Source organism: Pseudoalteromonas luteoviolacea, assembly GCF_021654285.1.
GTDB classification, from domain to species: domain Bacteria; phylum Pseudomonadota; class Gammaproteobacteria; order Enterobacterales; family Alteromonadaceae; genus Pseudoalteromonas; species Pseudoalteromonas luteoviolacea_J.
The window spans coordinates 1-25,115 of record NZ_JAKFZS010000028.1 but is presented as its reverse complement, the minus strand read 5'-3'; the positions used below and the strand labels follow the sequence as shown (position 1 = coordinate 25,115).

Genomic DNA, 25,115 nt, shown 5'->3' with positions numbered 1-25,115 from the left:
GCGATGGAAAACTGTGTTACTAGAACAACTCAATGCTTTGTTAGCTGAAACGGAGATTTCGCTGACCGAAAATCAAAAACAGCAGCTTGTCGATTATGTCGGGCTGCTCGACAAATGGAATAAAGCTTACAATCTAACTTCAGTACGTGATCCAAAAGAGATGATGGTAAAGCACATCTTGGACTCACTGGTGGTTGCCCCGCATCTTAATGGTAAGCACTATATCGATGTTGGTACGGGCCCTGGATTACCGGGTATCGTTTTAGCGATAGCCTTGCCGGACACTGAATTTGTGCTGTTGGATAGTCTTGGAAAAAGAGTGCGTTTTTTAACCCAAGTAAAACATGCGCTTGGACTAAAAAATGTCACCCCAGTCCAGTCTCGTGTTGAAGAATATCAGCCAAGTGTTAAATTAGACGGTGTATTGAGTCGTGCGTTTGCATCACTGCAGGATATGGTCCAATGGTGTACGCATTTAATTGACTCATCGGGACGATTCGTTGCACTGAAAGGAATGTATCCGCAAGAAGAGTTGGACAGTCTGCCTGAAGGAATTTCTTTGGAGCAAAATGTCACCTTGCAGGTACCCAACCTTGAAGGTGAGCGCCATTTAATTATTCTTACTAAAGACTAAATTCGAGGATACTGTGGCTAAAGTCATTGCAATTGCAAACCAAAAGGGTGGTGTTGGCAAAACAACCACTGCGGTGAACCTTGCTGCCTCGATGGCGGCAACCAAAAGAAAAGTACTGCTGATAGATTTAGACCCGCAGGGCAATGCGACAATGGGTAGTGGCGTTGATAAATATGGCGAAGTAGCCACCATCTACGATTTACTCATTGAAGAAACGCCGATTAAAGACGTTATCTGCACAGACACATCTGGTGAATATCATTTAATTGCAGCTAATGGCGATGTGACGGCAGCTGAAGTCAAATTGATGGAATTGTTTGCGCGTGAAGTACGTTTGCGCAATGCTATTGAATCAGTGCAAGATGAGTACGAATTTATCTTTATTGATTGCCCGCCGTCTTTGAATATGCTGACCGTTAATGCGATGGCCGCGGCTGACTCCGTTATGGTACCGATGCAGTGCGAATACTACGCGCTTGAAGGTTTGACCGCATTAATGGATACAATCACGCAATTATCAAAACTGGTAAACCCTGAACTGCAAATTGAAGGGATCTTGCGTACTATGTATGATCCTCGTAACCGATTGGCAAACGATGTTTCTGAGCAGCTTAAACAACACTTTGGCGAGAAAGTATACCGAACGGTGATACCGCGCAATGTACGTTTAGCTGAAGCCCCAAGTTTTGGTGCACCTGCAATGTATTATGATCGCGCATCAAGTGGTGCAAAAGCGTATCTTGCATTAGCAGGAGAAATGTTGCGTCGTCAAGAAAAACAAGCCGCTGCTGTAGCATAAGAGGATAATAACAAGATGTCGGTGAAAAAAAGAGGATTAGGGCGTGGTTTAGATGCATTGTTAAGCTCTGCAAAACCACCTGCCGAGGCAGCACAACCAGAGGCACCTAAAGCCCCTGACGTTGAGGCTTCATCAGCACCTGTTAGCCAGCCATCTGCAGCACCTGAGCAAGAGTTACAGCGATTACCGATTGAGTTTCTACAACGTGGCAAATATCAACCGCGTAAAGATATGTCAGAAGAGGCACTGGAAGAATTAGCGAATTCTATTCGTGCACAGGGCGTATTACAGCCGATCGTTGTGCGGCAATTGGCTACTGAACAATATGAAATTATTGCGGGTGAGCGCCGTTGGCGCGCATCGCAACTTGCCGGTTTAGATGTCGTGCCCTGTATCATTAAAGATGTTGAAGATGATGCGGCGGTTGCCATCGCATTGATTGAAAACATTCAGCGTGAAGATCTCAATGCCATGGAAGAAGCGGTTGCCTTAGATCGTTTGCTCAATGAATTTGATTTAACCCACCAGCAAGTCGCGGATGCTGTCGGCAAATCGCGTACAACCGTGACTAATTTGTTACGTTTAATCAATCTCAATGATGATGTGAAAATCTTGTTAGAACATGGTGATATTGAAATGGGCCATGCTAGGTGCCTATTGTCGTTGCAAGGTGAAGCACAATCAGAAGCTGCCCGAACGGCTGTAGCAAAAGGCCTGACGGTACGTGAAACTGAGAAATTGGTTCGCGCTATGCAAGAGCCGGTGGTTAAAAAAGAAACTAAAGAAAAAGACCCAGATGTCAAACTGTTAGAACAGCAGCTCGCAGAAAATTTGGGCGCAAAAGTAGAGATAAACTACAATCAAAAAGGCAAAGGGAAATTGGTTATTTCTTATGCTGATCTTGATGAATTAGACGGTATTCTTGGGCGGATCCACCCAGATTTACAACAACCCTCCTAAAGGTCAAAATTGCGACGAAATGAGCGCTTAAATTATGCTGCATTTCGTCGCGTCAAGTTGCAAATTGAGCAGAAATCAGTATAATTTCGCCAGTTTTTATACCCTGATAAATTTTAGCGTCATTAAGGTTAATATAAAGTGACTCATTCGTTAGCTGGCCCGTATAGACGCGCCGCATTAAAAGGTGTCTTGCTTCAGGGTATCGTAGCATTAGTAGCTGCAGTAATAGTTTTAGTAGGTTGGGGAGCCCATGCAAGCCTGTCAGCATTGGTTGGCGGACTCGCAATTGTGTTTCCGAACCTTGTATTTGCCTTGTACTCATTTCGATTTGTCGGAGCGAGCAAAGCAAATCAAGTGTATGACTCGTTAAAACGAGGCAAAGGATTAAAATTTTTGCTAACCATTTGCATATTTGCACTGGCGTTTAAACATTTGAGTGTCATGGCGTTGCCATTTTTCTGTTGTTACATACTAGTGATGTTCTCGCAGTGGCTAGCACCGATTTTTTTTAATCATTAACTTTTGGGATAAAACATGGCTGCAGAAGAAGTTACTCTATCAAGCCATATTCAGCACCACTTGACCAATGCCAAGATGTGCTCGACCGATGCCGGTCTTGCCTTCAATAAAGCATGTGCGGATAGTGGATTCTGGACATGGCATATAGATACCCTCGCATGGTCAATCGGTTTAGGTCTGGTTTTTTTATGGATCTTCCGAAGCGCCGCTAAAAAATCCACTACTGGTGTACCTGGCAAATTTCAGTGCTTTATTGAGATGGTTGTTGAGTTCGTTGGCGACAACGTACGCGATACTTATCACGGTAACAGCAAGTTAATTGCTCCACTGGCCCTAACAATCTTTGTTTGGGTGTTCTTAATGAACTTAATGGACTTGATTCCTGTTGATTTCCTACCTGCATTTGCTGGCTTTGTTGGCGAAACTGCATTTGGTATGGACTCACACGATGTATACATGAAAATTGTACCGACAACTGACTTAAATATGACGGCTGCATTAGCAATCGGCGTATTCCTTCTGATGATCGGTTATTCAATTAAAATCAAAGGCATCGGTGGTTTTATTGCTGAGCTAACGCTTCACCCGTTCAGCACTAAAAACAAGCTTGGTATGGTTTTCCTTATCCCTTGTAACTTGTTACTTGAAACTATCGCGTTGTTTGCTAAGCCTTTCTCGCTAGCACTACGTTTGTTCGGTAACTTGTACGCGGGTGAGATGATCTTCATCTTGATCGGTGCAATTGGCTTGATGCAGTTACCACTGCACTTTATCTGGGCGGCTTTCCACATCTTAGTTATCGTTCTACAGGCATTCGTATTTATGATGCTTACGATCGTATACCTGAGCATGGCAAGTGCTAAAGATAGCCACTAAGAATATAATTTTTAAAAGCTTTTTTAACTTTAACTTTAATTTACAAATGAAACTTTGGAGAAAAAAATGGAACTAGTATTAGGTCTTAAGCTTATCGCTGTTGCTTTACTTATCGGCTTCGGTGCAATCGGTACTGCTATCGGCTTCGGTAACATGGGTGGTAAATTCCTAGAAGCATGTGCTCGTCAGCCTGAGCTTGCGCCTTCACTACAAGTTAAAATGTTCATCCTAGCTGGTCTAATCGATGCGGTAGCGATGATCGGTGTTGGTATCGCTATGTACATGTTGTTCGCGCTTTAATTTTTAAGACAATAGCTGAATCGAACAACTGTCAAGTAAGGAGGAGCGGTCGTGAACTTAAACGCCACTCTAATAGGTGAATTAATTGCATTTACGGTGTTCGTACTTTTCTGTATGAAGTACGTATGGCCACCGCTAAATGGTGCAATTGAAGCTCGCCAGAAGAAAATTGAAGATGGTTTAGCTGCCTCTGATAAAGCTGAAAAAGATCTTGAGCAAGCGCGTGAACAAGCTGCTGAGCAGCTTAAAGAAGCAAAGACTCAAGCGGCTGAAATCATTGAGCAAGCTAAAAAGCGTGCTGCGCTTATCGTTGACGAAGAGACAACTCGTGGTCAACAAGAGCGTGAGAAGATTATTGCTCAAGGACACTCTGATATCGAAACAGAGCGTAACCGCGTAAAAGAAGAGCTACGTACTCAAGTAGCAACGCTTGCCGTGGTTGGCGCTGAAAAGATTTTAGAGCGTGAAATCAATCAAGACGCACATAGCGATATCGTTGATAAGCTAGTTGCTGAGCTTTAATTAGGAGGGTATGAGCATGTCTGAATTGACTACTATCGCTCGCCCATACGCTAAAGCGGCTTTTGAACTTGCTGTTGAAAAAGGCACAGTTGAAGCTTGGAATGAAATGCTGTTCTTCGCCGGTCAAGTGACCAGCGATGAACAGGTTCAGACACTACTAGGTAGCCTTGCTACTCAAGCAGAGCAGTCTGAAATCATTATCAAGCTATGTGCTGAACAACTCGACGAGCAAGGTCAAAATCTTATCAAGCTGATGGCCGAAAATGAGCGTTTATCTGCAGTCCCTGCAGTTGCTGATTTATTCGCTGAATTTAAAGCGGATTATGACAAAGAGATCGACGTTACTGTGGTTTCTGCAACTGAACTTGCTCAAGAGCAGCAAGATAAATTGGGCGCTGCGTTAGAAAAACGTTTCGCACGCAAAGTTAAGCTGAATTGTAGCATCGATGAAACCGTAGTAAGCGGTTTGGTTATTAAGGCTGGCGATACCGTAATTGACGGTAGCGTACGCGGTAAATTAGACCGCTTAGCAGTGTCGCTACAATCGTAATTGGGAAAAAGAGCATGCAACTTAATTCCACAGAAATTTCTGCACTGATCAAGCAGCGTATTGAGCAGTTTGAAGTTGTAAGTGAAGCACGTAACGAAGGTACTATCGTATCTGTTACTGACGGTATCATCCGCATCCACGGTCTAGCTGACTGTATGCAAGGTGAGATGATCGAGCTTCCTGGCAACCGTTATGCTATCGCACTAAACCTTGAGCGCGACTCAGTAGGTGCAGTAGTAATGGGTCCTTACGCAGACCTTAAAGAAGGCGTAAAAGTACAATCTACAGGTCGTATCCTTGAAGTACCAGTAGGCCGTGGTCTACTAGGTCGTGTTGTTAACACTCTAGGTGCACCAATCGATGGTAAAGGTGCACTAGACAACGATGGTTTCGAGCCAGTTGAAAAAATTGCACCAGGTGTAATCGAGCGTCAATCAGTAGACGAGCCAGTACAAACTGGTTATAAGTCTATCGATGCGATGATCCCAGTTGGTCGTGGTCAGCGTGAGCTAGTTATCGGTGACCGTCAGACTGGTAAAACTGCACTTGCAATCGATGCAATCATCAACCAAAAAGACACAGGCGTTAAGTGTGTGTACGTAGCGGTTGGTCAAAAAGCATCTACTATCGCAAACGTAGTACGTAAATTAGAAGAGCACGGTGCACTTGAAAACACTATCGTTGTTGTTGCATCTGCTTCTGAATCAGCAGCGCTACAATACCTAGCGCCATTTGCTGGTTGTACTATGGGTGAATACTTCCGTGACCGCGGTGAAGACGCACTAATCGTATATGATGATCTTTCTAAGCAAGCTGTTGCTTACCGTCAGATCTCACTACTACTTAAGCGTCCACCAGGCCGTGAAGCATACCCAGGTGACGTATTCTACCTTCACTCACGTCTTCTAGAGCGTGCATCACGTGTAAACGCTGATTACGTTGAGAAGTTCACTAACGGTGAAGTGAAAGGTAAAACAGGTTCATTGACGGCATTGCCAATCATTGAAACTCAAGGTGGTGACGTTTCTGCATTCGTACCTACTAACGTTATCTCAATCACCGATGGTCAGATCTTCCTAGAAACTGACTTATTCAACGCAGGTATCCGTCCAGCTGTTAACGCTGGTATCTCGGTATCTCGTGTAGGTGGTGCAGCGCAAACTAAAATCGTTAAGAAACTAGGTGGTGGTATCCGTCTAGCGCTAGCTCAGTACCGTGAACTAGCGGCGTTCTCTCAGTTCGCTTCTGACCTTGACGATGCAACGCGTGCACAGCTTGAGCACGGTGAGCGTGTAACAGAGCTAATGAAGCAGAAGCAATATGCACCTATGTCTGTTGCTGAAATGTCTCTGTCTCTATTTGCTGCTGAGAAAGGCTTCCTACAAGACATCGAAATCCCGAAGATTATGGATTTTGAAGAAGGTCTTATTGGTTTCGCTAACAGCACATACGCAGAGCTAATGACTCAAATCAACGAAACTGGTAACTATAACGCTGAGATTGAAGCGCAACTTAAAGAACTTCTAGAGAAGTTCAAGTCGACGCAAACTTGGTAATTTAGTTATTCATGGTGACTTCGGTCACCACTGATTCGGAGAGAGAGTCATGGCCAGCGGAAAAGAGATAAAAAGCAAGATCGGGAGTATTAAGAATACTCAGAAGATCACCAGCGCGATGGAAATGGTTGCCGCTTCTAAAATGAAGAAGGCGCAAGACCGTGTGGCATCAAGCCGTCCATACGCTGAGAACTTACGCAAAGTGATCGGTCGTATTGCTCAAGCAAATCTTGACTTCAACCATCCGTTCCTAGAGGAACGTGATGTGAAGCGAGTTGGTTACATTGTTATCTCAACTGACCGTGGTCTGTGTGGTGGTTTGAACTCAAATGAGTTTAAGAAAATCACATTAGACGTTAAGGCGTGGAAAGAAAAAGGCGTTGATGCCGAGTTTGCTACTTTAGGTAGCAAGGCAGCTGGTTTCTTCCAACGTTTTGGCGGTGAGTTACTCGCTAAAAAAGCGGGTCTTGGAGATGCTCCTTCAGTACAGGACGTAGTAGGTCCAGTAAAAGTAATGTTAGATGCATTTACTGAAGGCAAAATTGACCGCTTGTTCGTTGTGTACAACAAATTCGTGAACACAATGAAGCAAGAGCCAACGATCGAACAGTTATTACCTTTGCCAAAAGCTGAAGAAGAAGTATCAGCCCACGCTTGGGATTACTTATATGAGCCGAGCCCAGAAGCGATCTTAGAGACGCTACTGGTACGTTTCATTGAGTCACAGGTGTACCAGGGTGTAGTAGAAAATGCTGCATCTGAACAGGCTGCCCGTATGGTTGCGATGAAAGCCGCAACTGATAACGCAGGCGACCTAATGGATGAGCTGCAACTTGTTTACAACAAAGCACGTCAGGCTGCAATCACACAAGAAATCAGTGAGATTGTTGGCGGTTCGGCTGCTGTATAACGCTTCGGCAAAGTTTAACGAGAGGAATAGACATGAGTTTAGGTAAGGTCGTCCAAATTATCGGCGCCGTTGTGGACATCGAGTTCCCACAAGACAACGTGCCAGCCGTATATGACGCACTAAAAGTTACAGAAGGCGACCTAGCTGGTTTGACACTAGAAGTGCAACAGCAGTTAGGTGGCGGTGTGGTACGTGGTATCGCACTTGGTACTACAGACGGTCTACGTCGTGGTATCTCAGTAGAAGGCACAGGCGAGCCAATCAAGGTTCCAGTTGGTACAAAGACCCTAGGTCGTATCATGGACGTATTAGGTCAGCCTATTGATGAAGCAGGTCCAATTGGTGAAGAAGAGCGTATGTCAATTCACCGTGCTGCGCCTTCATACGAAGATCAATCAAGTTCAGTTGAGCTACTAGAAACAGGTATCAAGGTAATCGACCTTGTATGTCCGTTCGCAAAAGGTGGTAAAGTTGGTCTATTCGGTGGTGCCGGTGTTGGTAAAACCGTAAACATGATGGAACTTATCCGTAACATCGCAATCGAGCACAGCGGTTACTCAGTATTCGCTGGTGTTGGTGAGCGTACGCGTGAGGGTAATGACTTCTACCATGAGATGAACGACTCAAACGTACTAGATAAAGTATCACTAGTATACGGTCAGATGAACGAGCCACCGGGTAACCGTCTACGTGTTGCACTAACGGGTCTAACGATGGCTGAGAAGTTCCGTGACGAAGGTCGTGACGTACTTTTCTTCGTAGATAACATCTACCGTTATACGCTTGCAGGTACTGAGGTATCAGCACTACTAGGTCGTATGCCTTCAGCGGTAGGTTACCAGCCAACTCTTGCAGAAGAGATGGGTGTACTACAGGAGCGTATCGCATCGACTAAGACTGGTTCAATCACTTCAATCCAAGCGGTATACGTACCTGCGGATGACTTGACTGACCCGTCACCAGCTACAACGTTCGCGCACTTAGATGCAACAGTTGTACTTTCACGTGATATCGCGTCTCTAGGTATCTACCCTGCGGTAGACCCACTAGATTCAACTTCACGTCAGCTTGACCCTCAAGTAATCGGTAACGAGCACTATGAGACAGCACGTGGCGTTCAGACTGTACTTCAGCGTTATAAAGAGCTGAAAGACATCATCGCGATCCTAGGTATGGACGAGCTATCTGACGAAGATAAGCAAGTTGTATCTCGTGCACGTAAGATCCAGCGTTTCCTATCTCAGCCGTTCTTCGTTGCTGAGGTATTCACAGGTGCACCTGGTAAATACGTATCTCTTAAAGACACAATCTCTGGCTTTAAGGGCATCCTAAACGGTGATTACGATGATATGCCTGAGCAGGCATTCTACATGGTTGGCTCAATCGACGAAGCAGTTGATAAAGCTAAAAACATGTAATTTAGGAGGTTGTTATGGCAATGACAGTACACCTTGATGTAGTAAGTGCAGAGCAGAATTTATTCTCTGGTGCTGTGGCTACAATTCAAGTGACAGGTAGTGAAGGTGAACTTGGTATTCACCCTGGCCACGCGCCACTCCTGACTGGCCTAAAGCCTGGTATGGTACGTTTGGTTAAAGAAGATGGTGCTGAAGAGTACATCTACGTTGCAGGCGGTACGCTTGAAGTTCAACCTAAGACAGTGACAGTTCTAGCGGACGTTGCTATTCGTGGTGAAGAACTTGATGAGCAAGCTGCTGAAGAAGCTAAACGTGAAGCTGAAGCACAACTTGCTTCAGGTACTGCAAGCGAGCTGGATTATCAGCGTGCCGCTATGCAGCTTGAAGAAGCGCTTGCCCAGCTACGACTACTTCGCCAGCTGCGTAAATAAGCAGCCACCTATCTGGTTTGAAACCCACATGCTGACAAGCATGTGGGTTTTTTTATACTTGTGGTTTTATCTACATAATTATTGCGTAAAGTGTTATGGATAATATTTATATGTATTTACTTTTGTATTCAAAAAATGAAGCTGTATTCTGAATATAAAACAAGCCAGTAATGCTTTACTTTTTTACGCAATCCACTCGCTTCAGTTACATCTATTCATATATTCACTTGAGTAAACCATGGCTTTGAGTAAAATGGGTATTCGTTAGCAGCCTACTCGTTTAATACTCACCATGAATGAAGTAAAATTTTCTAGGCAAGTAAAGGAAGTCAAATTTGGCGAATGGGTGCTTGATCCAAAACGTCAATGTATTTGTGATGGTGACACTACTCGTGAGTTGGAGCCGCTTTTATTTCGTTTGTTGTGCTACTTAATTATTAACAATGAGCAAATTATTACGCGGCAAGACTTGGTAGATGATGTATGGAGCCAAAATTATGTAGATGATAATGCAATTAACCGAGCTATGTCGGAGTTGCGGAAGATTTTAAAATCTGAAAAGCAACGCGGTATCGTGGTTAAAACGCATTATCGTAAAGGATATAGTTTTTTCCTTGAACCTGAAATCATATACCATTCTGATACACCCGCTCAAACTCACTCAGGCAGTGTCTCTCCAACCAAACCTCCAGTCTCCAATAACGAATCCACCAGTGATAATGAAAAGGCACCTAGTCGTTTTACATGGTTATTTAAAGGGGCTGCACTGTGCTGTATTATAGGGTTAACTGTCGCGGCAGGGATAAAGCTTGGTGTTGATGAGCAAGAGACAATCACGCCAAATATCGTTACTCAAGATCAACCTATACAGGAACACGTTCTGTCATGGGTGCAAGGCCGTTATACCTTACTTAATCTATCTCCTGATGATGCCATGGTGGCCTATTCTTTTATTAAACGTGATACTGATTATTATTCTTTGGTTGTTAAAAACTTAAAAAGTGGTCATGAGCGCAGGTTAGGTGAACAAGGGGTAAATTATTATCCTGTAGGTTGGTCAGTAGACTCTAATACCATTTATTACAGAATAGTGGATGGTGATAAGTGTCAAGTGTGGCAATTAAATGCAGACTTTAACTCAGGGAGTGAGTATTTATTTGACTGTAAAATAAATAGCATGACAGGAGGTGAAGTGAGCCAGGGCCGTCTTGTCTATGCAAAAAGTGGCTATCGCAATCGGGATGAATTATCTGCGTTAACAAACCGGGATTTGGTTACAGGGGATGAGTTTCAGATCACCTCTCCGAACTTAAACTCCTACGGTGATCGCTTTTTGACTTATATTCCAGAAAAAGAAATTATCTTGTTTGAGCGACGCCAGTACGATATCAATGAATTGTATATGACGGATCCGGATGGAGGAAATCAGGTTAAAATTTATGACTCACCATCGCGCATTTGGGGGCTCAACTATGACGAAAAGACGGAGCAACTAGTCTGGTTCAATAATGCTGAGAATGTTGTTTATGGTTTTTCTCTAAACGAAATGCGTTTGGTGAAAGCGCAAAAACTGTTGACCGATCAGTTTTATGCGAATTATGAGATACTCAACAGCCGCGATTTGCTAATGACAAGCTATCCTTTCGTATTAGATATTTATAGGTTAGACAAGCAGGGTAAAGCGCTTGAGCCGCTCATTAACAGCAAACGTGAAGACACGAGAGCAGTAGAGGTTTCTGATGGCTTTATATTCTTATCTCGCTTGGGACACGTACAGCAAATACATAAAATGAGCCGAGATGGTGAAGTTAAACCGCTTGGTTTACCGAAAGCGAAATACAAGGCATTGCGGTACAATCAGACAACGAATGAGTTATTGGTTCAATATGCGCGTAAAATTGAAGTCTATAATCTAAGAGATTTATCTCTTACTATGTCAAAGTCCGTCGATGGCACACTGGTATCAGTAGAGTATTTAAATGATGAAGAAATCAGTTATACCGTGATTGACGATCAGAAGGTGAATAGCCGTGCATATGTATGGTCCAGTGTGGATGGACATGTGAAAAAACTCCCTATGCAAAGTACGTTGTGGCTAGATCGTTTGGATGAGGAAACCCTCATTACGCTATCTTCTAGTGATATTATTTCGGCGTTTGATTTACACAGTGGTGAAGTGATCCATCATGTAGAATTGCTTCCAGCAAAATATAAGCATTCGGTTGCCATTTTAGACGGTAATATATACCACTCTAATGGCAAGCGCATTTTTAAAATAGACTTCTCATCGGACGTACCCATTGAGACTGTTTACACAGTCAATGATCCTAAATTGTTTATTGAGCAAATACGAGGCTCAAAATCAGGTCAGCTGATCGCCGATATTATAAAGACTATAGACAATCAGTTACTCAAAGTGTCAATCATAGATTCAGAGAATAGTCTTAACTAGATGCCAGTGTGAGGTGATATTTGAAAGCCCGATGTTTATATCGATAATATGTATCGGGCAGCTTTGGATTGATATATTGGCATCCGTTTCACGTATATTCTGATAGTTGATAGAGTAATAATGAACGTTAGTACACATACAATAGAGCTCATGTTACTCATCAGTTTAACTTCGCACGCTATACACATCGCATTTTTGAATTATCTTCACAACATCATGATCCTTTAACTTTCTTCAAGCGGCACATGCACAGTGCTTTAGCTCGTTTAAAAGCTGGTTAAACGATGTTTGTGCCGTAGATGTGATAAACTCATCTGTACTTTGTTGTAGGCTGACTAAATCACTCCTAGTAAATATGAGATTGCAAATAGTGTATCCAGTCAGAGGTTGTTGTTTAGAATCTGTCGTATCACCTTTGGTAATATTTAAACTGCGAAGTATAAAGCGCCTTAGTATTCAATAGAAGCATACCCTCAAGGTATGCTTACTTACTAATTAATGTGAGTAGTTTAATGGTTTGCATTCATCCAATCTGAACAATTTCCTTTTTCATCGGTAATTAAAAGCGAGTAAATAGTTATCTTGTGAATGTATGTTTTTACGAAATTGATAAGTTCAACCCAAAAATGCGCCTGCCTAGTTAGACGCGATTTTGGCTTGCCTGTGGTTTGTAGCCTCTTCTTTCATAATGCTGCTTAGTAATTCCCCTCGATTTTTTAATCTTTTTTATTATCAGCACCTATATATCAAGCTTGTTTTTTATTCGTTTATTAATCAATATGTTGTGAAAGGTTACGGGAGATTTCATAAGATTTGATATGTACCAATATGGCAGTGAGTGCGTTAATGTAGTAGTCACAGAAGCACACGAAGATGTGCGAATATAATTAATAAAAACTATCAAGGAACTAAAACATGCTACTTTCTTTAAAAACAAAAACACTTAAAATGCTTTCTCAAAATGCACAACTTGGCGCAAAGCAGACAAAATTAATCGGTGGTGGAAATAACTACTCTATACCTAACACGGATACGGTCACACAATTTTCTGTACCTAACACTGATACTGTGACACAGTATTCTGAACCTAATACTGATACTGTGACACAAATTAATCGCTAATTTTGTCGAATAATAAAAACAAGCTGTTGATAAATCAGAAAGCCTCATAAGGCCTTAAGAAAAATAAAGTCGTAACACTATCGGCAATACGCTCATGCATCTAAATAGTATATGAATAGGCCGCTTCTAATGAGCGGTTTACTCATATGCTTTATAGATACCAATCAAATATTTGAAATATGATATTTCATCAGATGCCGGATATTATTAAGGATTGATATGAACAGTTTACTGGCTTTTTCTCTTATCTTGCCGACTTATGATGCACCTATGGTCGGACAATTATATTTACAGGCACCAGCAGTAGAGTACTTTTTTACGCGTGAGAGTGGGGTTGCCACACGAGCAGAAAAGCTAGAGGTTGGTAAACTTGTAGAAAAAGGAGAAGAGCTGGTTAGATTCAAACCGGATGCTAATATTAGCTCAAGTAAAGTGTATAGCTCGAATATAAAGGGATATATTGAGTTTATTAAGGATACTCAGTCTATACTGGGCTCAGGCGAGTTGGTGGCTAAAGTTTCTTCGGATCATGTATTTGGTAATTACTACTTCGACAAGCATTATGATTTAAGCAACATCTCCCAGAGCGTTTGGTTATGTACAGACAAAAAGCCAGTTAAATTTAATGTCGATGGGATATTGCAAAACAGTTTACTGGTATCTGTTGAATTAGACCAAATGAGATACAATGAATTGGCTGAATTATCCAATGGACAAGTTCTGTTGCATCCCAACCAAAGCGATTGTGGGTGATTGCTAGTTAGATAGTATATCTGTATTAAGTTAATCTCTCCTTTCGCAGTACATCTGCTCATCACCTATATCCATTGCTTCGTAGGGCTATTTAAGTTAGCGATTTAGCATTCTTGTTTTATTCCTGTACATTTAATGTATGCCTAACCTCTTATTTATCAAAACCCTCTGCTAACACATGACAATATAAAATAATGTGTCAGATAAGGTTAAAAATCTATATTAAAGAGTGCTGAACCTTGAATCGCAGGTGGCTGCTTTTCATAATCTCGTGCTCGTTTTACTTTCTGTTTATGGCTTGCGTTTTTGCTTCATACATACCATAAATAAATTGTGTGAAGTTCTTCCATTCAAACCCATGTTGAACATGAGTCAACGCCACTTCACTCCAATCCCTCTAAGTAATGTGGTGGTTTACTTTTATGTACATACACTTTCCTATGCTGGTGACTAAATTTTTATTTTGAATATGATCAATCTCATCACATTTGAGAAAGCTTAACCTAGAAAAGTACCTGCCTTTTTAGAGGAAATTATGGCTTTTGTTGAGCTGTAAACCTCATATGCCCCTTGGTTTATTGCGATTATTTTTAATAAGCCTCTATTTTTAATCATTTTTATTTTTCGTCACTTACTTATCAAGTTATGTTTTTATTTTATTTATAAATCAAAGTCTTATCTAATGTTATGAGAGGTTTTATAAGATTTGATATGTACTAATTTTACTGTCAGCGCGCTAGTGTAGAAATCACTGAAGCACACGAAGATGTGCAAAAAATAATATAAAAATTACTACGGAATTTAAGCATGATACTTTCTCTAAAAACAAAAACACTTAAAACTCTATCTCAAAACGCAAAGCTTGGCGCCAAGCAAACAAAGTTAATCGGTGGTGGGCTTAACACTGATACGGTGACGCAAAATAATAGGCTTAATACTGATACCGTTACACGGGTAAATGGCCTTAACACCGATACCGTAACGCAAATTTAAAACTAACTCAGTTTTATGGACAATTAAAAAGAAGCTGCGAGAAATTCAAAAAGTTGCGTGTGGCTTTAATAAATCGTAATACACAGCATGACGCACAGTGCATTCAGCTAGCATATGCATAGGGAGCTTTGAAAGAGTTGCTTATTCATATGCTTGATAGATGCCAAGTTAAAATTTCATCAAAAGCAGGATATTTATTAAGGACTGATATGAAAAGTTTATTGGCTTTTTCTCTGATCTTGCCGACTTCTGATGCACCTATGGTTGGGCAATTATATTTACAGGCACCAGCAGTTGAGTATTATTTTACCCGCGAAACTGGGGTTGCCACTCGAGCTGGCAAGTTAGAGGTAGGCCAACTTGTTGAAAAAGGAGAAGAGCTGGTAAAGTTTAAGCCGACGACTGATAGTGGTTCAAGCAAGGTATATACCTCTAACATGAAGGGATATATTGAGTTTATTAAAGATACTCAAACTATGCTGGAAACTGGTGAGTTAGTGGCTAAAGTTTCTTCTGACCACGCATTTGGCAATTATTACTTCGACAAGCCCTATGATCTAAGTGATATTAATATCTCCCAGAGCGTGTGGCTATGTGCAGACAAACAGTCTGTGAAATTTAATGTCGATGGGGTTTTACAAAATAGCCTACTGGTATCTGTTGATTTAGCACAAATTAGATACAGTCAGCTGGTTGAATTGTCTACTGGGCAAGTTCAACTATATGCCAACCTAATTGATTGTCGATGAGCGATAGTTCAGAGACATTTTTATAGTACATCAATTCACATCAATACTATTCATCTTTTTGTGAAGTTGATTAAACAATATAGTTTAGTTGAACGTTTAGAAATTCCCCGAAATCTGCTTGTAATCATATAAAAGTATTTATTGGGAATAATCCTTATTTTGGACTTTAATTGCCCATTATTAAACAATACAAAGTTAATCTCAAAGCGAACTTTTTAGTTTAAGCTATTGTTTTTTATGTTTTGTTTTTTTATTTTTGTGTTTTGACGCTAATGGCTTTTGAAGATAAATTAATGTTCATAATAGTTGAGGGTATCCAACATATTGAGTATGAGGGAAAAATGAAGCCAACCGAACAAGATAGCTATAACCCATTTAGTGATGTTCAGTCGATCAGAGCGGCAATTGATTTATTTGAGTCAATCAGCCAATCAGAGCAGCTACAGGATGCTTTAAAAACGATTGCGAATGATGTCGGCTATGACTACCTCGCATTTATCGATTATTGCCCGTTACCAAAAAAAACGAATCAACTGAAGGTTTATGGGCAATATGAAGATGAGATTATTATGCATCTTGAAAATGAAAAGGTGACTTCACATGCGCAGTCAGGTATCCGAATTTGCTCTTTAGCCAAGTTAACAGACACAAATAAGTTAGGTGCGCACCTGTTCGTATTGCCGCTAAGGGGGATAAAAGGCATTGTGGGCGCTTTAGTATTTAGCATGCCGAGGAATCAATTTGTGAAGAGCTGTGCTGAAGTTATAGATTGGTATTGGACGATACTATCGCCATATTTGTTAAATGCCGCGTTAAGGTGCCGAAGAGAAAAACTTAGCATTACGAAAAGAGAGCGAGATTGTATGTTTTGGGTTTCAGAAGGAAAGACATCTTGGGAGATAAGCCAAATTTTAGGGATCAGCGAGCGCACAGTTAATTTTCACCTGACTAATTGTATCGAGAAAACACAGAGTGCAAATCGTCAACAAGCGATTGCCAGGTGTATAATTAATAATTTGATTTAGCCGTGTCTGAGTGTGTTTCACCTTATAATGGTGTGAGTTAAGAGCCTAGGCTTACACGTTGCGTCAAGTTTATTTGTGAAATGGGAGCTTCAAATTTAGGCCATATCATACGTGTAAAATCATTTCTTATTTCATAGTCAAATTATCGGTTTTTTATCTACCTTTTATCTTAATTAGTATGTTTTTTGGAAATTTACTAAACATTTAAGCCTATAATGAAAAAATTGAGAGTCTTTTTTATACTATTGAACAGCTTTAATATTCAATTTATTATATTTTGAATAATAAAATTTAAAAATAACTTAATTAGTTGTTTTGATTTCTTTATTGGATAAAATATGTGTAACGGCAATGTGACACAAATGAAATGAAAGAAGTCAGCTTTTCAAGAACGGTAAAAGAAGTACGGTTTGGCGCGTGGACATTAGATCCTAAATTACAAAAAATTAGTGATGGTGAAGTCGAGCGTGAGCTTGAACCTCTTCTTTTTAAAATTCTCTGTTATCTCATTATTAATAATGAACAAATTATCACGCGGCAAAATCTTGTTGAAGATGTATGGTGTCAAAACTATGTAGATGACAATGCTATCAATAGAGCGATGTCAGAGCTGAGAAAAGTTTTGAAGTCAAATAAGCAAAGAGGTTTAGTTGTAAAAACGCATTATCGGAAAGGGTATAGTTTTTTCTTGTCTGCAGAGGTACTTTATTTCGATAAGCAAACAGAAGTCATAAACACTGTCACACCATCCAATCAAAAATCAGAACAAAATTCACCAATAAGCTTGATAAGCCCTCTTATACGAATCGCATTATTCGGTGGATTTACGGCTGTGCTTGGGTTGCTCTTTTTGTATTTTTATAAAACGAATGAGCAACTAGATAATCATATTGAATCAGTCCAGTTTTTAGATACTGATTATGAAGAGCAAATTTTATCTTGGATGAATGGTGAGTACAGTAATGTATTTGCTTCTCCAGATGAAAAGTTGGTAGCTTTTTCTTTTATTCCTGCTACTTCAAAAAATAAACTATTGATAGTAAAAGATCTTAATTCAGGGTTAGAGAGAAAACTGGGTTTAGATAAGCATTCAGTATACCCAATTGGTTGGGATGAAGATTCCAGTGCTGTATTTTATCGTGTGGAAGGTGTGGACGACTTTTGCGAAATCTGGAGTACCAGTGCCGACCTAGAGTCTGGGGGTATAAAACTGTTCGATTGTACGCATAAGGTTGCACGTGGCGTAGGTATCGATGATGGGCACTTTATCTACTCTAAATATAATTATAGAGGCCGTGATCAGCTATCCGCAGTGACTTATAGGACTTTAGATAATGGCAATGAATTTCAGCTTTCTTCACCGAATTTAAATTCGTATGGAGATAGTTTTTTGCTTTATGAGCCTTCAATTGGCGGCATATTTTTTATGCGACTTCAATATGGTTTTAATGAACTGTATATGACAGACCTAGACGGTAGTGGGAAAACTAAGCTATATGAATCATCTAGCTATTTTCGGGAGCTAAAGTACGTTGAAAGTACAAATTCCATTACATGGTTTGATAATAGGTCTAATCAAATATATTCATATTCATTAGCAAAACAGGCATTAGAGAGTATAACGCAATTACCTTTAGATACTGTGACGTACTTAGATCATTCATTTATTTCTGACTCTAAAATAGTTGCTACGACCTTCCCGCATGAACAGAGCATTTATACAGTATCTCTGACTGATAAAGCGTTGGCGCCGCTTATCAATGAAAAGTATATAGATATAAAAGCTGTCAGAGCAGATGATGATGTCTTTTTTCTAAGAGTGTTGGGTGACGATGTTGTGGTAATGCACGGCCAAAAGTATGGAAGTGGTTATCGATATACCAAATTTAGTGGCGGAAAGAATCAAGACTTATTATATGAACCAAAAAATAAGCTGTTAATTTTAAAAGTAGGTAGCTCAATTAAGATTTTTAATACAGAAAATGAGCTTATTGATGAAATTAATGAACAGGGTGTTATTACTGACGTTAATGTGCTGCAAAATGGAGATATCGGTTATATATTGGTGAAAGAAGGCCAAGTGGATAGTCAATCCTATGTTTATTCAGTCAGTTCGAAGAGGAAGTCTCTTTTACCAATAAAAAATAATGTCTGGTTCAATAAGGATAAAAATAATCGCCTAGTCTATCTCACGTCTGATGATCGCTTGAAGTCTGTCAACCTTGAGACAAGAGAGGAATATGTGGACACTGACTTTCCTACTCGGGTGCAAAAGCACCTTATTGTTATGGTGGGCGAGCATTTTTATTATGCTAACAGGAATACTATTTATCGTTTAGTAGACGGAGCATGGGAAGTCTTTAAACAACTGGATGGTATAGTTGTTATACATATGTCTTATTCGTCTCAGCATAACCAGCTTGTATTAGGCACTTTGAAGCGCAAAAAGAATCAGTTGGTCATGCTTGATATTAATGAAGCACAACAAAAGAAGAGTTTGTAGTAAAAAGCAAAGAGCAAAGAGCTTAAACGAAGCTCTTTGCTCAATTCAATTAAACAGATTCATTTTTCTACTCGGTGTTATCTGAATTATCAATAGAAAACGATGCTCTATTCGTGTCTCAAATACAAAAGTTTCTTAAATTAATGCATTACTATATTAGTTGCGTTCTAGTTTGGTTTAAAAAACAACCAAAAAAAACGAATTAATTTGTTTTTGTTTCATAATAAAAAATAAAATCATATATAACATATAGTTATGTGTAAAAGGTATTTTTAGAAATAATAAGTTTTTCTTTCAAATTAATATCACTTAGCGCTATTGTGTGTGTATCGACACAGGGTTATTGACAAAGCAGTGTCTGCTTTAATTAATAATTCGAGATTAACTTCACAATAGGACAATAAAATGAAATTAAAAAAGAAAGCTCTAAAAAAACTATCTTCAGAGATCAAGCAAAAAGAAGTATTAAAGGCAGTTGTTGCAGGTAACCTTGAAGCACATTCAATCACCATCATTACAGAGTTTAACGGTTCGTGCGTTTGGTGATTACAGGCAAACATAAATTATACATGCCTGTGTCAAGGTCATAGGCACAGCCATACTACGGTGCAGTCGTTAATTTGTGTAACGGCTGCATAAATCATTTCAAGGATTAGACTCGATAATATACAAAAATTATCAAGGAACAAGATATGTCTACCCTCGGCGCATCGATCAGCGCATCATACTTTTTGTTTCTGTTGCAAGGAACTGTAGATTTTCAATCACCTTCAAGAGAATACCATTATGCATTGCACTCTGGTTCTATGAAAAAGCCGGTTTTAGAGCAGGGCAGTCGCCTTTCTAAGGGAGAGGTTATTTTACAATACCAAAAGCGCGATACTGCAGAGTTTACCTCTCTGAAATCGATAGGAGAAGGATGGCTAGTTGAGGTGCACAGTGACGCGAAAATTGAAGCTGGTAATCTGCTAGCGATTGTTCAGTCTGAAAGTATTCAAGGTATATTTAACCCGAGTGATGCTTCTGAGCTTGGGCAGCTGAGACCGAGTGAGTCCTATTGGCTCTGCATTGAAGGGCAAGAGTACCAGATCGTTATAGAACATATTCTCAAATCAAAAGTGCTCATTTCAATGAAAAGAACGAAAGAGTCGCTGTCTTACGAAAACAAAGTCAGCATTTATGAAGAAGCAAAAAATTGCCCAAAGCATGGCGGTGCTTTGGGCTTACATGTGCGAGATTTGCAGATGTAATAAGGAGACAAGATAATACCGCCTCGCTCCAATAAATTCAATCAATATTTAACCAATCTAGATATAACTCTCATTTAAACTTCTTAAAATACAGACGCCTAAAATACCGCGTCTTCTTTTTAGCGCAATATAATGTTTTTTACACGATTATAAAGGTGTATGAAGACGGTGCTCAAATTGTTAAATCATAACTCTATGGTGCGATTTATAGCTATGTCTGTGTGGAATACATCATTTGTCTAGTCTCCGTTTTGGCACGTTTAGTTAAGTATCCGAGCTGTTCGTTTACTGTCTTGGAATGACCCACCTATTCACTCATATCTTCAAAAAGCATGGTTTCCAATATAACTCGGATTATCGACTTATTTAACAATAATATTAACTGCTATTTATCTGATTTTATTGGTTATTTGAGTTTTTTGAGTTTTTTGATTTTATATTTTCAGTTACGCACTATGTAGCTAATTAGCACTCTTTAAGCAAATTTAGTATGAGTGTAAAAGTTTAGAAATGGAGAGATACGAATGACTTTACAAGACTACTTCACACGTTATTACTCGATTATTAGCTCAGGCAATTTGGATGAATTAGCACAATATTACCACACAGCATCTCCGATGATGGATGCAGCAAAATCTCAATGGGAGATGATGCGTACACAATGTGAATTTGAAATAACACTCACACATATTGAGTTAATTGCGAAGCAAGAAAACTTGTTGGTTGTGTATGACCAAATGCAATTTGCAGGTGAAGTGAATGGTCAGCAAGTAAATCGCCATTCAAGTAATGTTCATTCTTTAGCGAAAGAGGCTGGTGTATGGAAAATATTCTCAACATCGATAGTGCCTGAAACTGAGGAGTAGTTATGTCTGAGCTATTTAGAAAGGAGGCGATTGAACACCAAGGTCAAAAGTTAGATGGTGAAGTGTCTATTGCAACACATATGTCTTTCAATTGGATTTTAGCGCTTATCCTCACCATTGTCGTGATTGGTATTACATACTTGGTAATTGGCGAATACCACCGAAAGGAAATTGTGGCTGGTTATCTCAGACCTACCGAAGGGTTGAGTAAAGTATATCCATTGGGACAAGGCGTCATTGATGAAGTTTATGTGAATGAAGGTCAGTTGGTAGAAAAAGGTCAACTTTTGGCTCGTGTTAGAATGGAAAGAATTTTAACCTCAGGTAGCGATATGAATGAAGTGATCCTATCTGAATTAGTAAAGCAAAAAGAACTAGTAAAACAGAATATAGAAAACCAAATTGAACTTGTCAGTGTGAATCAAGAAAAGCTAGATTCACAGATAAATAATACTGAGTTTCAACTGGGTCAGGCCAACAAGCAGCTGGCATTATTAAACGAGCGGGTTGGGTTAAGCATTAAGCGCTTTCAAGATACACAAGCTCTGATTGATAAAGGATTTGCATCGCAAGCGGATTTAGAAGCTGTGCGAGATGCAATGTTAGCAATCCAGCAGCAAGCAGAAGATTTAGAAGGGCGTGTTTTAAGTCAGCAGGAGTCAATAAGTCAATTGCGCTTAGAACGATTACAATTGCCAATTACTTTAAAAGAGTCCCAAGCGCAGTTGAGAAGTCAGCTTGCTAGTATTAATCAACAAATTACCCAAGCGAGTGCACAGCAAAGTTATGACGTACGCAGTCATCGTAGCGGAAAAGTAACGGGCTTAATGGTAAAGCCTGGAATGATTGCACATAGCTCAGTCCCGTTAATGACTATCTTACCAGAGGATGCAGTGCTTGAAGCCGTACTTTTAGTACCGTCTCGAGCATTTGGTTTTGTTAAAACAGCTCAGCATACTCGTATCCGCTATCAAGCATTTCCTTATGAACGCTTTGGCATATATGAGGGAGAGATCACCAGCGTTTCTAAATCTATTTTATTGCCAAGCGAAGCAAACCTGCCTGTCGCGCTTAGAGAGCCTGTATATCAGGTGATTGTGACGCTCAAAGCGCAAAATGCCAGAGCTTATGGGGCATCTGTTGCGCTTCAAGCGGGCATGCTGCTTGAGGCCGATATTATGGTGGATAGCAGAACATTATTTGAGTGGCTATTTGAACCTCTATATACCATCAAAGGAGCATTATGATGGAAAACCCGATGCATCTATTGAAATTTAGTGGCACAAAACGACTTCCGGTCATCTTACAAACAGAAGCGGCCGAATGTGGGTTAGCTAGCCTCGCTATGGTCGCGGCATATCATGGGTATAAGACTGACTTGACCACGTTACGTCAAACGCATGAAATTTCTTTAAAAGGCGCAAACCTTGAAGAGTTGATGCAAATTGCTGATAAGTTACACTTGAATTCTCGTGCGCTAAGGCTCGACTTAGAGCATTTACCGAAGCTTAAAACCCCGTGTATTCTTCATTGGGACATGAATCATTTTGTTGTGCTAAAAAAAGTGAGCAAACAGAGTGTTGAGATACATGATCCTGGCCTTGGCCATCGAAAATTCACAATGGAAGAGTTTTCAAAACACTTTACAGGGGTTGCTTTAGAGCTCAGTCCAACCGAAGAATTTAAATCAGAAGATACCCGAGTTGATTTAAAACTCTCTGATTTCTGGAGTAAGGTGACCGGGTTAAAATCTACTTTGGGTAAAGTATTTATTTTATCTCTTTTACTTCAGGCATTTGCGATCGCGAGCCCCTATTATATGCAGCTTGTGGTTGATGAAGTGATATTGAGCTTTGATCAAAACCTGTTAGCGATCTTAGCGTTGGGCTTCGGGCTGCTCATGTTTATTGAAATGGTAACAGGCGCCGTGAGAAGTGTTTTACTGCTGCACTTTGGTAACTTAATGAGCATCCAGCTAGGTGCCAACCTCTTTCATCACCTAGTGCGTTTGCCATTACAATATTTTGAAAAGCGCCATATTGGTGATGTTGTATCAAGGTTTGGCTCTCTTCAACAGGTAAAAGACTTACTGACAAAAGGTGTTATTGAAGCCTTAATTGATGGTGTGATGGCCATTGCAACTATGGTGATGATCTTTTTGTACAGCCCGAAGCTAAGCTTTATTGTCTTGGCTGCAACTGTTGTTTACGCAATTGTACGTATTGCGATGTATAGGCCGTTAAGGCAGATGTCCGAAGAAGTGATTGTCACACAAGCAAAAGAGCAATCTAACTTTATGGAAACAGTGCGAGGCATACAAACGATTAAGCTGTTTGGAAGAGAAGTGCAGCGTCAAAGTGTCTGGCATAACAAATATGCGGATAGCTTAAATGCGGGGATTAAAGTAGGGCACCTGACGATTGGGTATGAGGCGATCAATAAGATCATATTTGGCATTGAAAATGTTTTAGTTGTTTATTTTGCTGCGTTATTAGTGATGGAAGGCAACTTAACAGTCGGTATGCTTTTTGCGTTTATGGCTTATAAGCGTCAGTTTGTAGACAAGATGGCGTCTTTAATTGAGAAGCTTATTGAATTTAAGATGCTGAGTTTGCATTTTAATCGCTTAGCCGATATCTCTTTAACGGATAAAGAAGGAGATATGCAGGGTAAAATGGGTTGTAAAACACTCACTGGAGGTATCGAACTTCAGGGAATAACCTACCGCTATAATAAGAAAGAAGCACCTGTTTTTAAAAACCTTGATTTGGCTATACAAGCGGGTGAATCGGTTGCTGTCGTTGGCCCATCAGGGTGTGGTAAAACCACATTAGCTAAAATTATGCTGGGATTGTTTGATGCTGATGAGGGTAAGGTACTCGTAGATGGGGTAGATATTAGGCAAATTGGATTATCTGCATACCGTTCTCAAATAGCTGCCGTGATGCAAGATGATCAGCTGTTATCAGGTTCCATTGCGGACAATATTTCATTTTTTGATCCAGATTTGGATATGGAAAGAGTGAAATGGGCGGCGGAAGTGGCGGCAATGGATAAAGATATTCACACAATGACCATGGGCTATAACACCTTGGTAGGGGATATGGGCGCAGCTCTTTCGGGGGGACAAATTCAGCGCTTATTGTTAGCCAGGGCCCTGTATCGAAAGCCGAAGATTCTTTTTATGGACGAGGCGACAAGTAATCTAGATACGCGGTTAGAAAGTTCAGTCAATGATGCTGTTAAAAACTTAGATATTACACGGGTAATTATTGCGCACAGGCCGGAGACAATTGCGAGTGCGGATAGGGTCATTGAATTAAGGTATGGAAAAATACATGAAGTTGAAAAACCTGATTTAAAAAATAGGTTTTATAATGATTTAAAATCTCCATTTCTTATTATAGATAATGAGCCTTTTAATTATACTGGGTTTAATGGTGGGTTTTTAATGGAGTGATTTTTAAATAAAGGGGGTTTAACCTCTTTATTTTTGTTTTTTTTACTTTTATTTATAATTATTTTGTGTTGACTTTTTGGGTTTGTTTGTTATTATGCATTCATCACTTTGAGGTTTTGAGTGGTATTTAAAAAGAGGTTTGTCTTACACTTTTGGTATAGAGTTAAAGTCGAACTAATGGTAATAAGAAAAGAAGGTAATCTAAATGTAATTCTTTTCTTAATATCTAAAAACTAGGGTTGTTCCGAGCATTCTTGGCGGAGAGTTAGGTTCAGTCCATGGTAATAAGGAAAGCGAGTAATCTATATATCATTCTTTTCTTAATACCTAAAAACTAGGGTTGTTCCGAGCATTCTTGGCGGAGAGTTAGGTTCAGTCCATGGTAATAAGGAAAGCGAGTAATCTACATATCATTCTTTTCTTACTACCTAAAAACTAGGGTTGTTCCGAGCATTCTTGGCGGAGAG

General features: G+C 40.0%; 24 protein-coding genes. All 24 read left to right on the top strand.

From position 1 onward, the window contains the following. The first annotated feature begins 13 nt into the window (after positions 1-13). Entirely contained in the window at positions 14-634 is a 621-nt protein-coding gene (gene rsmG, locus L1077_RS21295) for a 16S rRNA (guanine(527)-N(7))-methyltransferase RsmG (RefSeq protein WP_237138894.1), read from the top strand. 13 nt (positions 635-647) lie between these two features. Then, positions 648-1,433 (top strand): ParA family protein, encoded by a 786-nt coding sequence (locus L1077_RS21290; protein ID WP_063360162.1) that lies wholly within the window; start codon positions 648-650, stop codon positions 1,431-1,433. A gap of 15 nt (positions 1,434-1,448) precedes the next feature. Beyond that, on the top strand, positions 1,449-2,393 hold the full coding sequence (locus tag L1077_RS21285; RefSeq protein WP_237138893.1) for a ParB/RepB/Spo0J family partition protein: 945 nt from the start codon (positions 1,449-1,451) through the stop codon (positions 2,391-2,393). Positions 2,394-2,531: 138 nt separating this feature from the next. Further along, entirely contained in the window at positions 2,532-2,912 is a 381-nt protein-coding gene (locus L1077_RS21280; RefSeq protein WP_063360164.1) for an ATP synthase subunit I, read from the top strand. A 15-nt stretch (positions 2,913-2,927) separates the two neighbouring features. Continuing rightward, positions 2,928-3,788, top strand: coding sequence for a F0F1 ATP synthase subunit A (atpB, locus tag L1077_RS21275; protein ID WP_237138892.1), 861 nt, complete (start codon positions 2,928-2,930; stop codon positions 3,786-3,788). A gap of 66 nt (positions 3,789-3,854) precedes the next feature. Beyond that, on the top strand, positions 3,855-4,088 hold the full coding sequence (atpE, locus tag L1077_RS21270; protein ID WP_023400939.1) for a F0F1 ATP synthase subunit C: 234 nt from the start codon (positions 3,855-3,857) through the stop codon (positions 4,086-4,088). A 51-nt stretch (positions 4,089-4,139) separates the two neighbouring features. Beyond that, positions 4,140-4,610 (top strand): F0F1 ATP synthase subunit B, encoded by a 471-nt coding sequence (gene atpF, locus L1077_RS21265; RefSeq protein WP_046357200.1) that lies wholly within the window; start codon positions 4,140-4,142, stop codon positions 4,608-4,610. Positions 4,611-4,626: 16 nt separating this feature from the next. Further along, positions 4,627-5,160: a F0F1 ATP synthase subunit delta gene (gene atpH, locus L1077_RS21260; protein WP_063360166.1), complete on the top strand. Its 534-nt coding sequence runs from the start codon at positions 4,627-4,629 to the stop codon at positions 5,158-5,160. Between the two features lie 14 nt (positions 5,161-5,174). Next, on the top strand, positions 5,175-6,716 hold the full coding sequence (gene atpA / locus L1077_RS21255; RefSeq protein ID WP_046357198.1) for a F0F1 ATP synthase subunit alpha: 1,542 nt from the start codon (positions 5,175-5,177) through the stop codon (positions 6,714-6,716). 49 nt (positions 6,717-6,765) lie between these two features. Then, entirely contained in the window at positions 6,766-7,626 is an 861-nt protein-coding gene (gene atpG / locus L1077_RS21250; RefSeq protein ID WP_039611157.1) for a F0F1 ATP synthase subunit gamma, read from the top strand. Positions 7,627-7,658: 32 nt separating this feature from the next. Beyond that, positions 7,659-9,044 (top strand): F0F1 ATP synthase subunit beta, encoded by a 1,386-nt coding sequence (gene atpD / locus L1077_RS21245; protein WP_023400934.1) that lies wholly within the window; start codon positions 7,659-7,661, stop codon positions 9,042-9,044. 14 nt (positions 9,045-9,058) lie between these two features. Continuing rightward, positions 9,059-9,475, top strand: coding sequence for a F0F1 ATP synthase subunit epsilon (locus L1077_RS21240; protein ID WP_237138891.1), 417 nt, complete (start codon positions 9,059-9,061; stop codon positions 9,473-9,475). Positions 9,476-9,767: 292 nt separating this feature from the next. Beyond that, the gene (locus L1077_RS21235; RefSeq protein WP_237138890.1) at positions 9,768-11,927 is read left to right on the top strand and encodes a winged helix-turn-helix domain-containing protein; all 2,160 of its coding nucleotides are present in this window, start codon (positions 9,768-9,770) and stop codon (positions 11,925-11,927) included. Between the two features lie 915 nt (positions 11,928-12,842). Next, entirely contained in the window at positions 12,843-13,049 is a 207-nt protein-coding gene (locus tag L1077_RS21230) for a hypothetical protein (protein ID WP_237138889.1), read from the top strand. Between the two features lie 219 nt (positions 13,050-13,268). Further along, the gene (locus tag L1077_RS21225; RefSeq protein ID WP_237138888.1) at positions 13,269-13,802 is read left to right on the top strand and encodes a hypothetical protein; all 534 of its coding nucleotides are present in this window, start codon (positions 13,269-13,271) and stop codon (positions 13,800-13,802) included. Between the two features lie 807 nt (positions 13,803-14,609). Next, complete coding sequence (locus L1077_RS21220; RefSeq protein WP_237138887.1) at positions 14,610-14,795, top strand: hypothetical protein; 186 nt, start codon at positions 14,610-14,612, stop codon at positions 14,793-14,795. Between the two features lie 209 nt (positions 14,796-15,004). Continuing rightward, on the top strand, positions 15,005-15,544 hold the full coding sequence (locus tag L1077_RS21215; protein ID WP_237138886.1) for a hypothetical protein: 540 nt from the start codon (positions 15,005-15,007) through the stop codon (positions 15,542-15,544). 293 nt (positions 15,545-15,837) lie between these two features. Then, positions 15,838-16,569, top strand: coding sequence for a helix-turn-helix transcriptional regulator (locus L1077_RS21210; RefSeq protein WP_237138885.1), 732 nt, complete (start codon positions 15,838-15,840; stop codon positions 16,567-16,569). Positions 16,570-16,936: 367 nt separating this feature from the next. Beyond that, positions 16,937-19,072 carry a winged helix-turn-helix domain-containing protein gene (locus tag L1077_RS21205; protein ID WP_237138884.1) on the top strand — a complete coding sequence of 712 codons (2,136 nt, stop codon included), beginning with the start codon at positions 16,937-16,939 and terminating at the stop codon, positions 19,070-19,072. A gap of 405 nt (positions 19,073-19,477) precedes the next feature. Then, positions 19,478-19,618 carry a hypothetical protein gene (locus L1077_RS21200; RefSeq protein ID WP_237138883.1) on the top strand — a complete coding sequence of 47 codons (141 nt, stop codon included), beginning with the start codon at positions 19,478-19,480 and terminating at the stop codon, positions 19,616-19,618. Between the two features lie 146 nt (positions 19,619-19,764). Continuing rightward, complete coding sequence (locus tag L1077_RS21195) at positions 19,765-20,322, top strand: hypothetical protein (RefSeq protein WP_237138882.1); 558 nt, start codon at positions 19,765-19,767, stop codon at positions 20,320-20,322. 524 nt (positions 20,323-20,846) lie between these two features. Next, positions 20,847-21,188, top strand: a complete 342-nt coding sequence (locus tag L1077_RS21190) for a hypothetical protein (protein ID WP_237138881.1) — start codon at positions 20,847-20,849, stop codon at positions 21,186-21,188. A 2-nt stretch (positions 21,189-21,190) separates the two neighbouring features. Then, the gene (locus L1077_RS21185; RefSeq protein ID WP_237138880.1) at positions 21,191-22,435 is read left to right on the top strand and encodes an HlyD family secretion protein; all 1,245 of its coding nucleotides are present in this window, start codon (positions 21,191-21,193) and stop codon (positions 22,433-22,435) included. Further along, a complete protein-coding gene (locus tag L1077_RS21180) occupies positions 22,435-24,648 on the top strand; it encodes a peptidase domain-containing ABC transporter (protein WP_237138926.1) in 2,214 nt (737 codons plus the stop codon). Before L1077_RS21185 ends, L1077_RS21180 begins: the two co-directional genes overlap by 1 nt. Positions 24,649-25,115 lie beyond the last annotated feature (467 nt).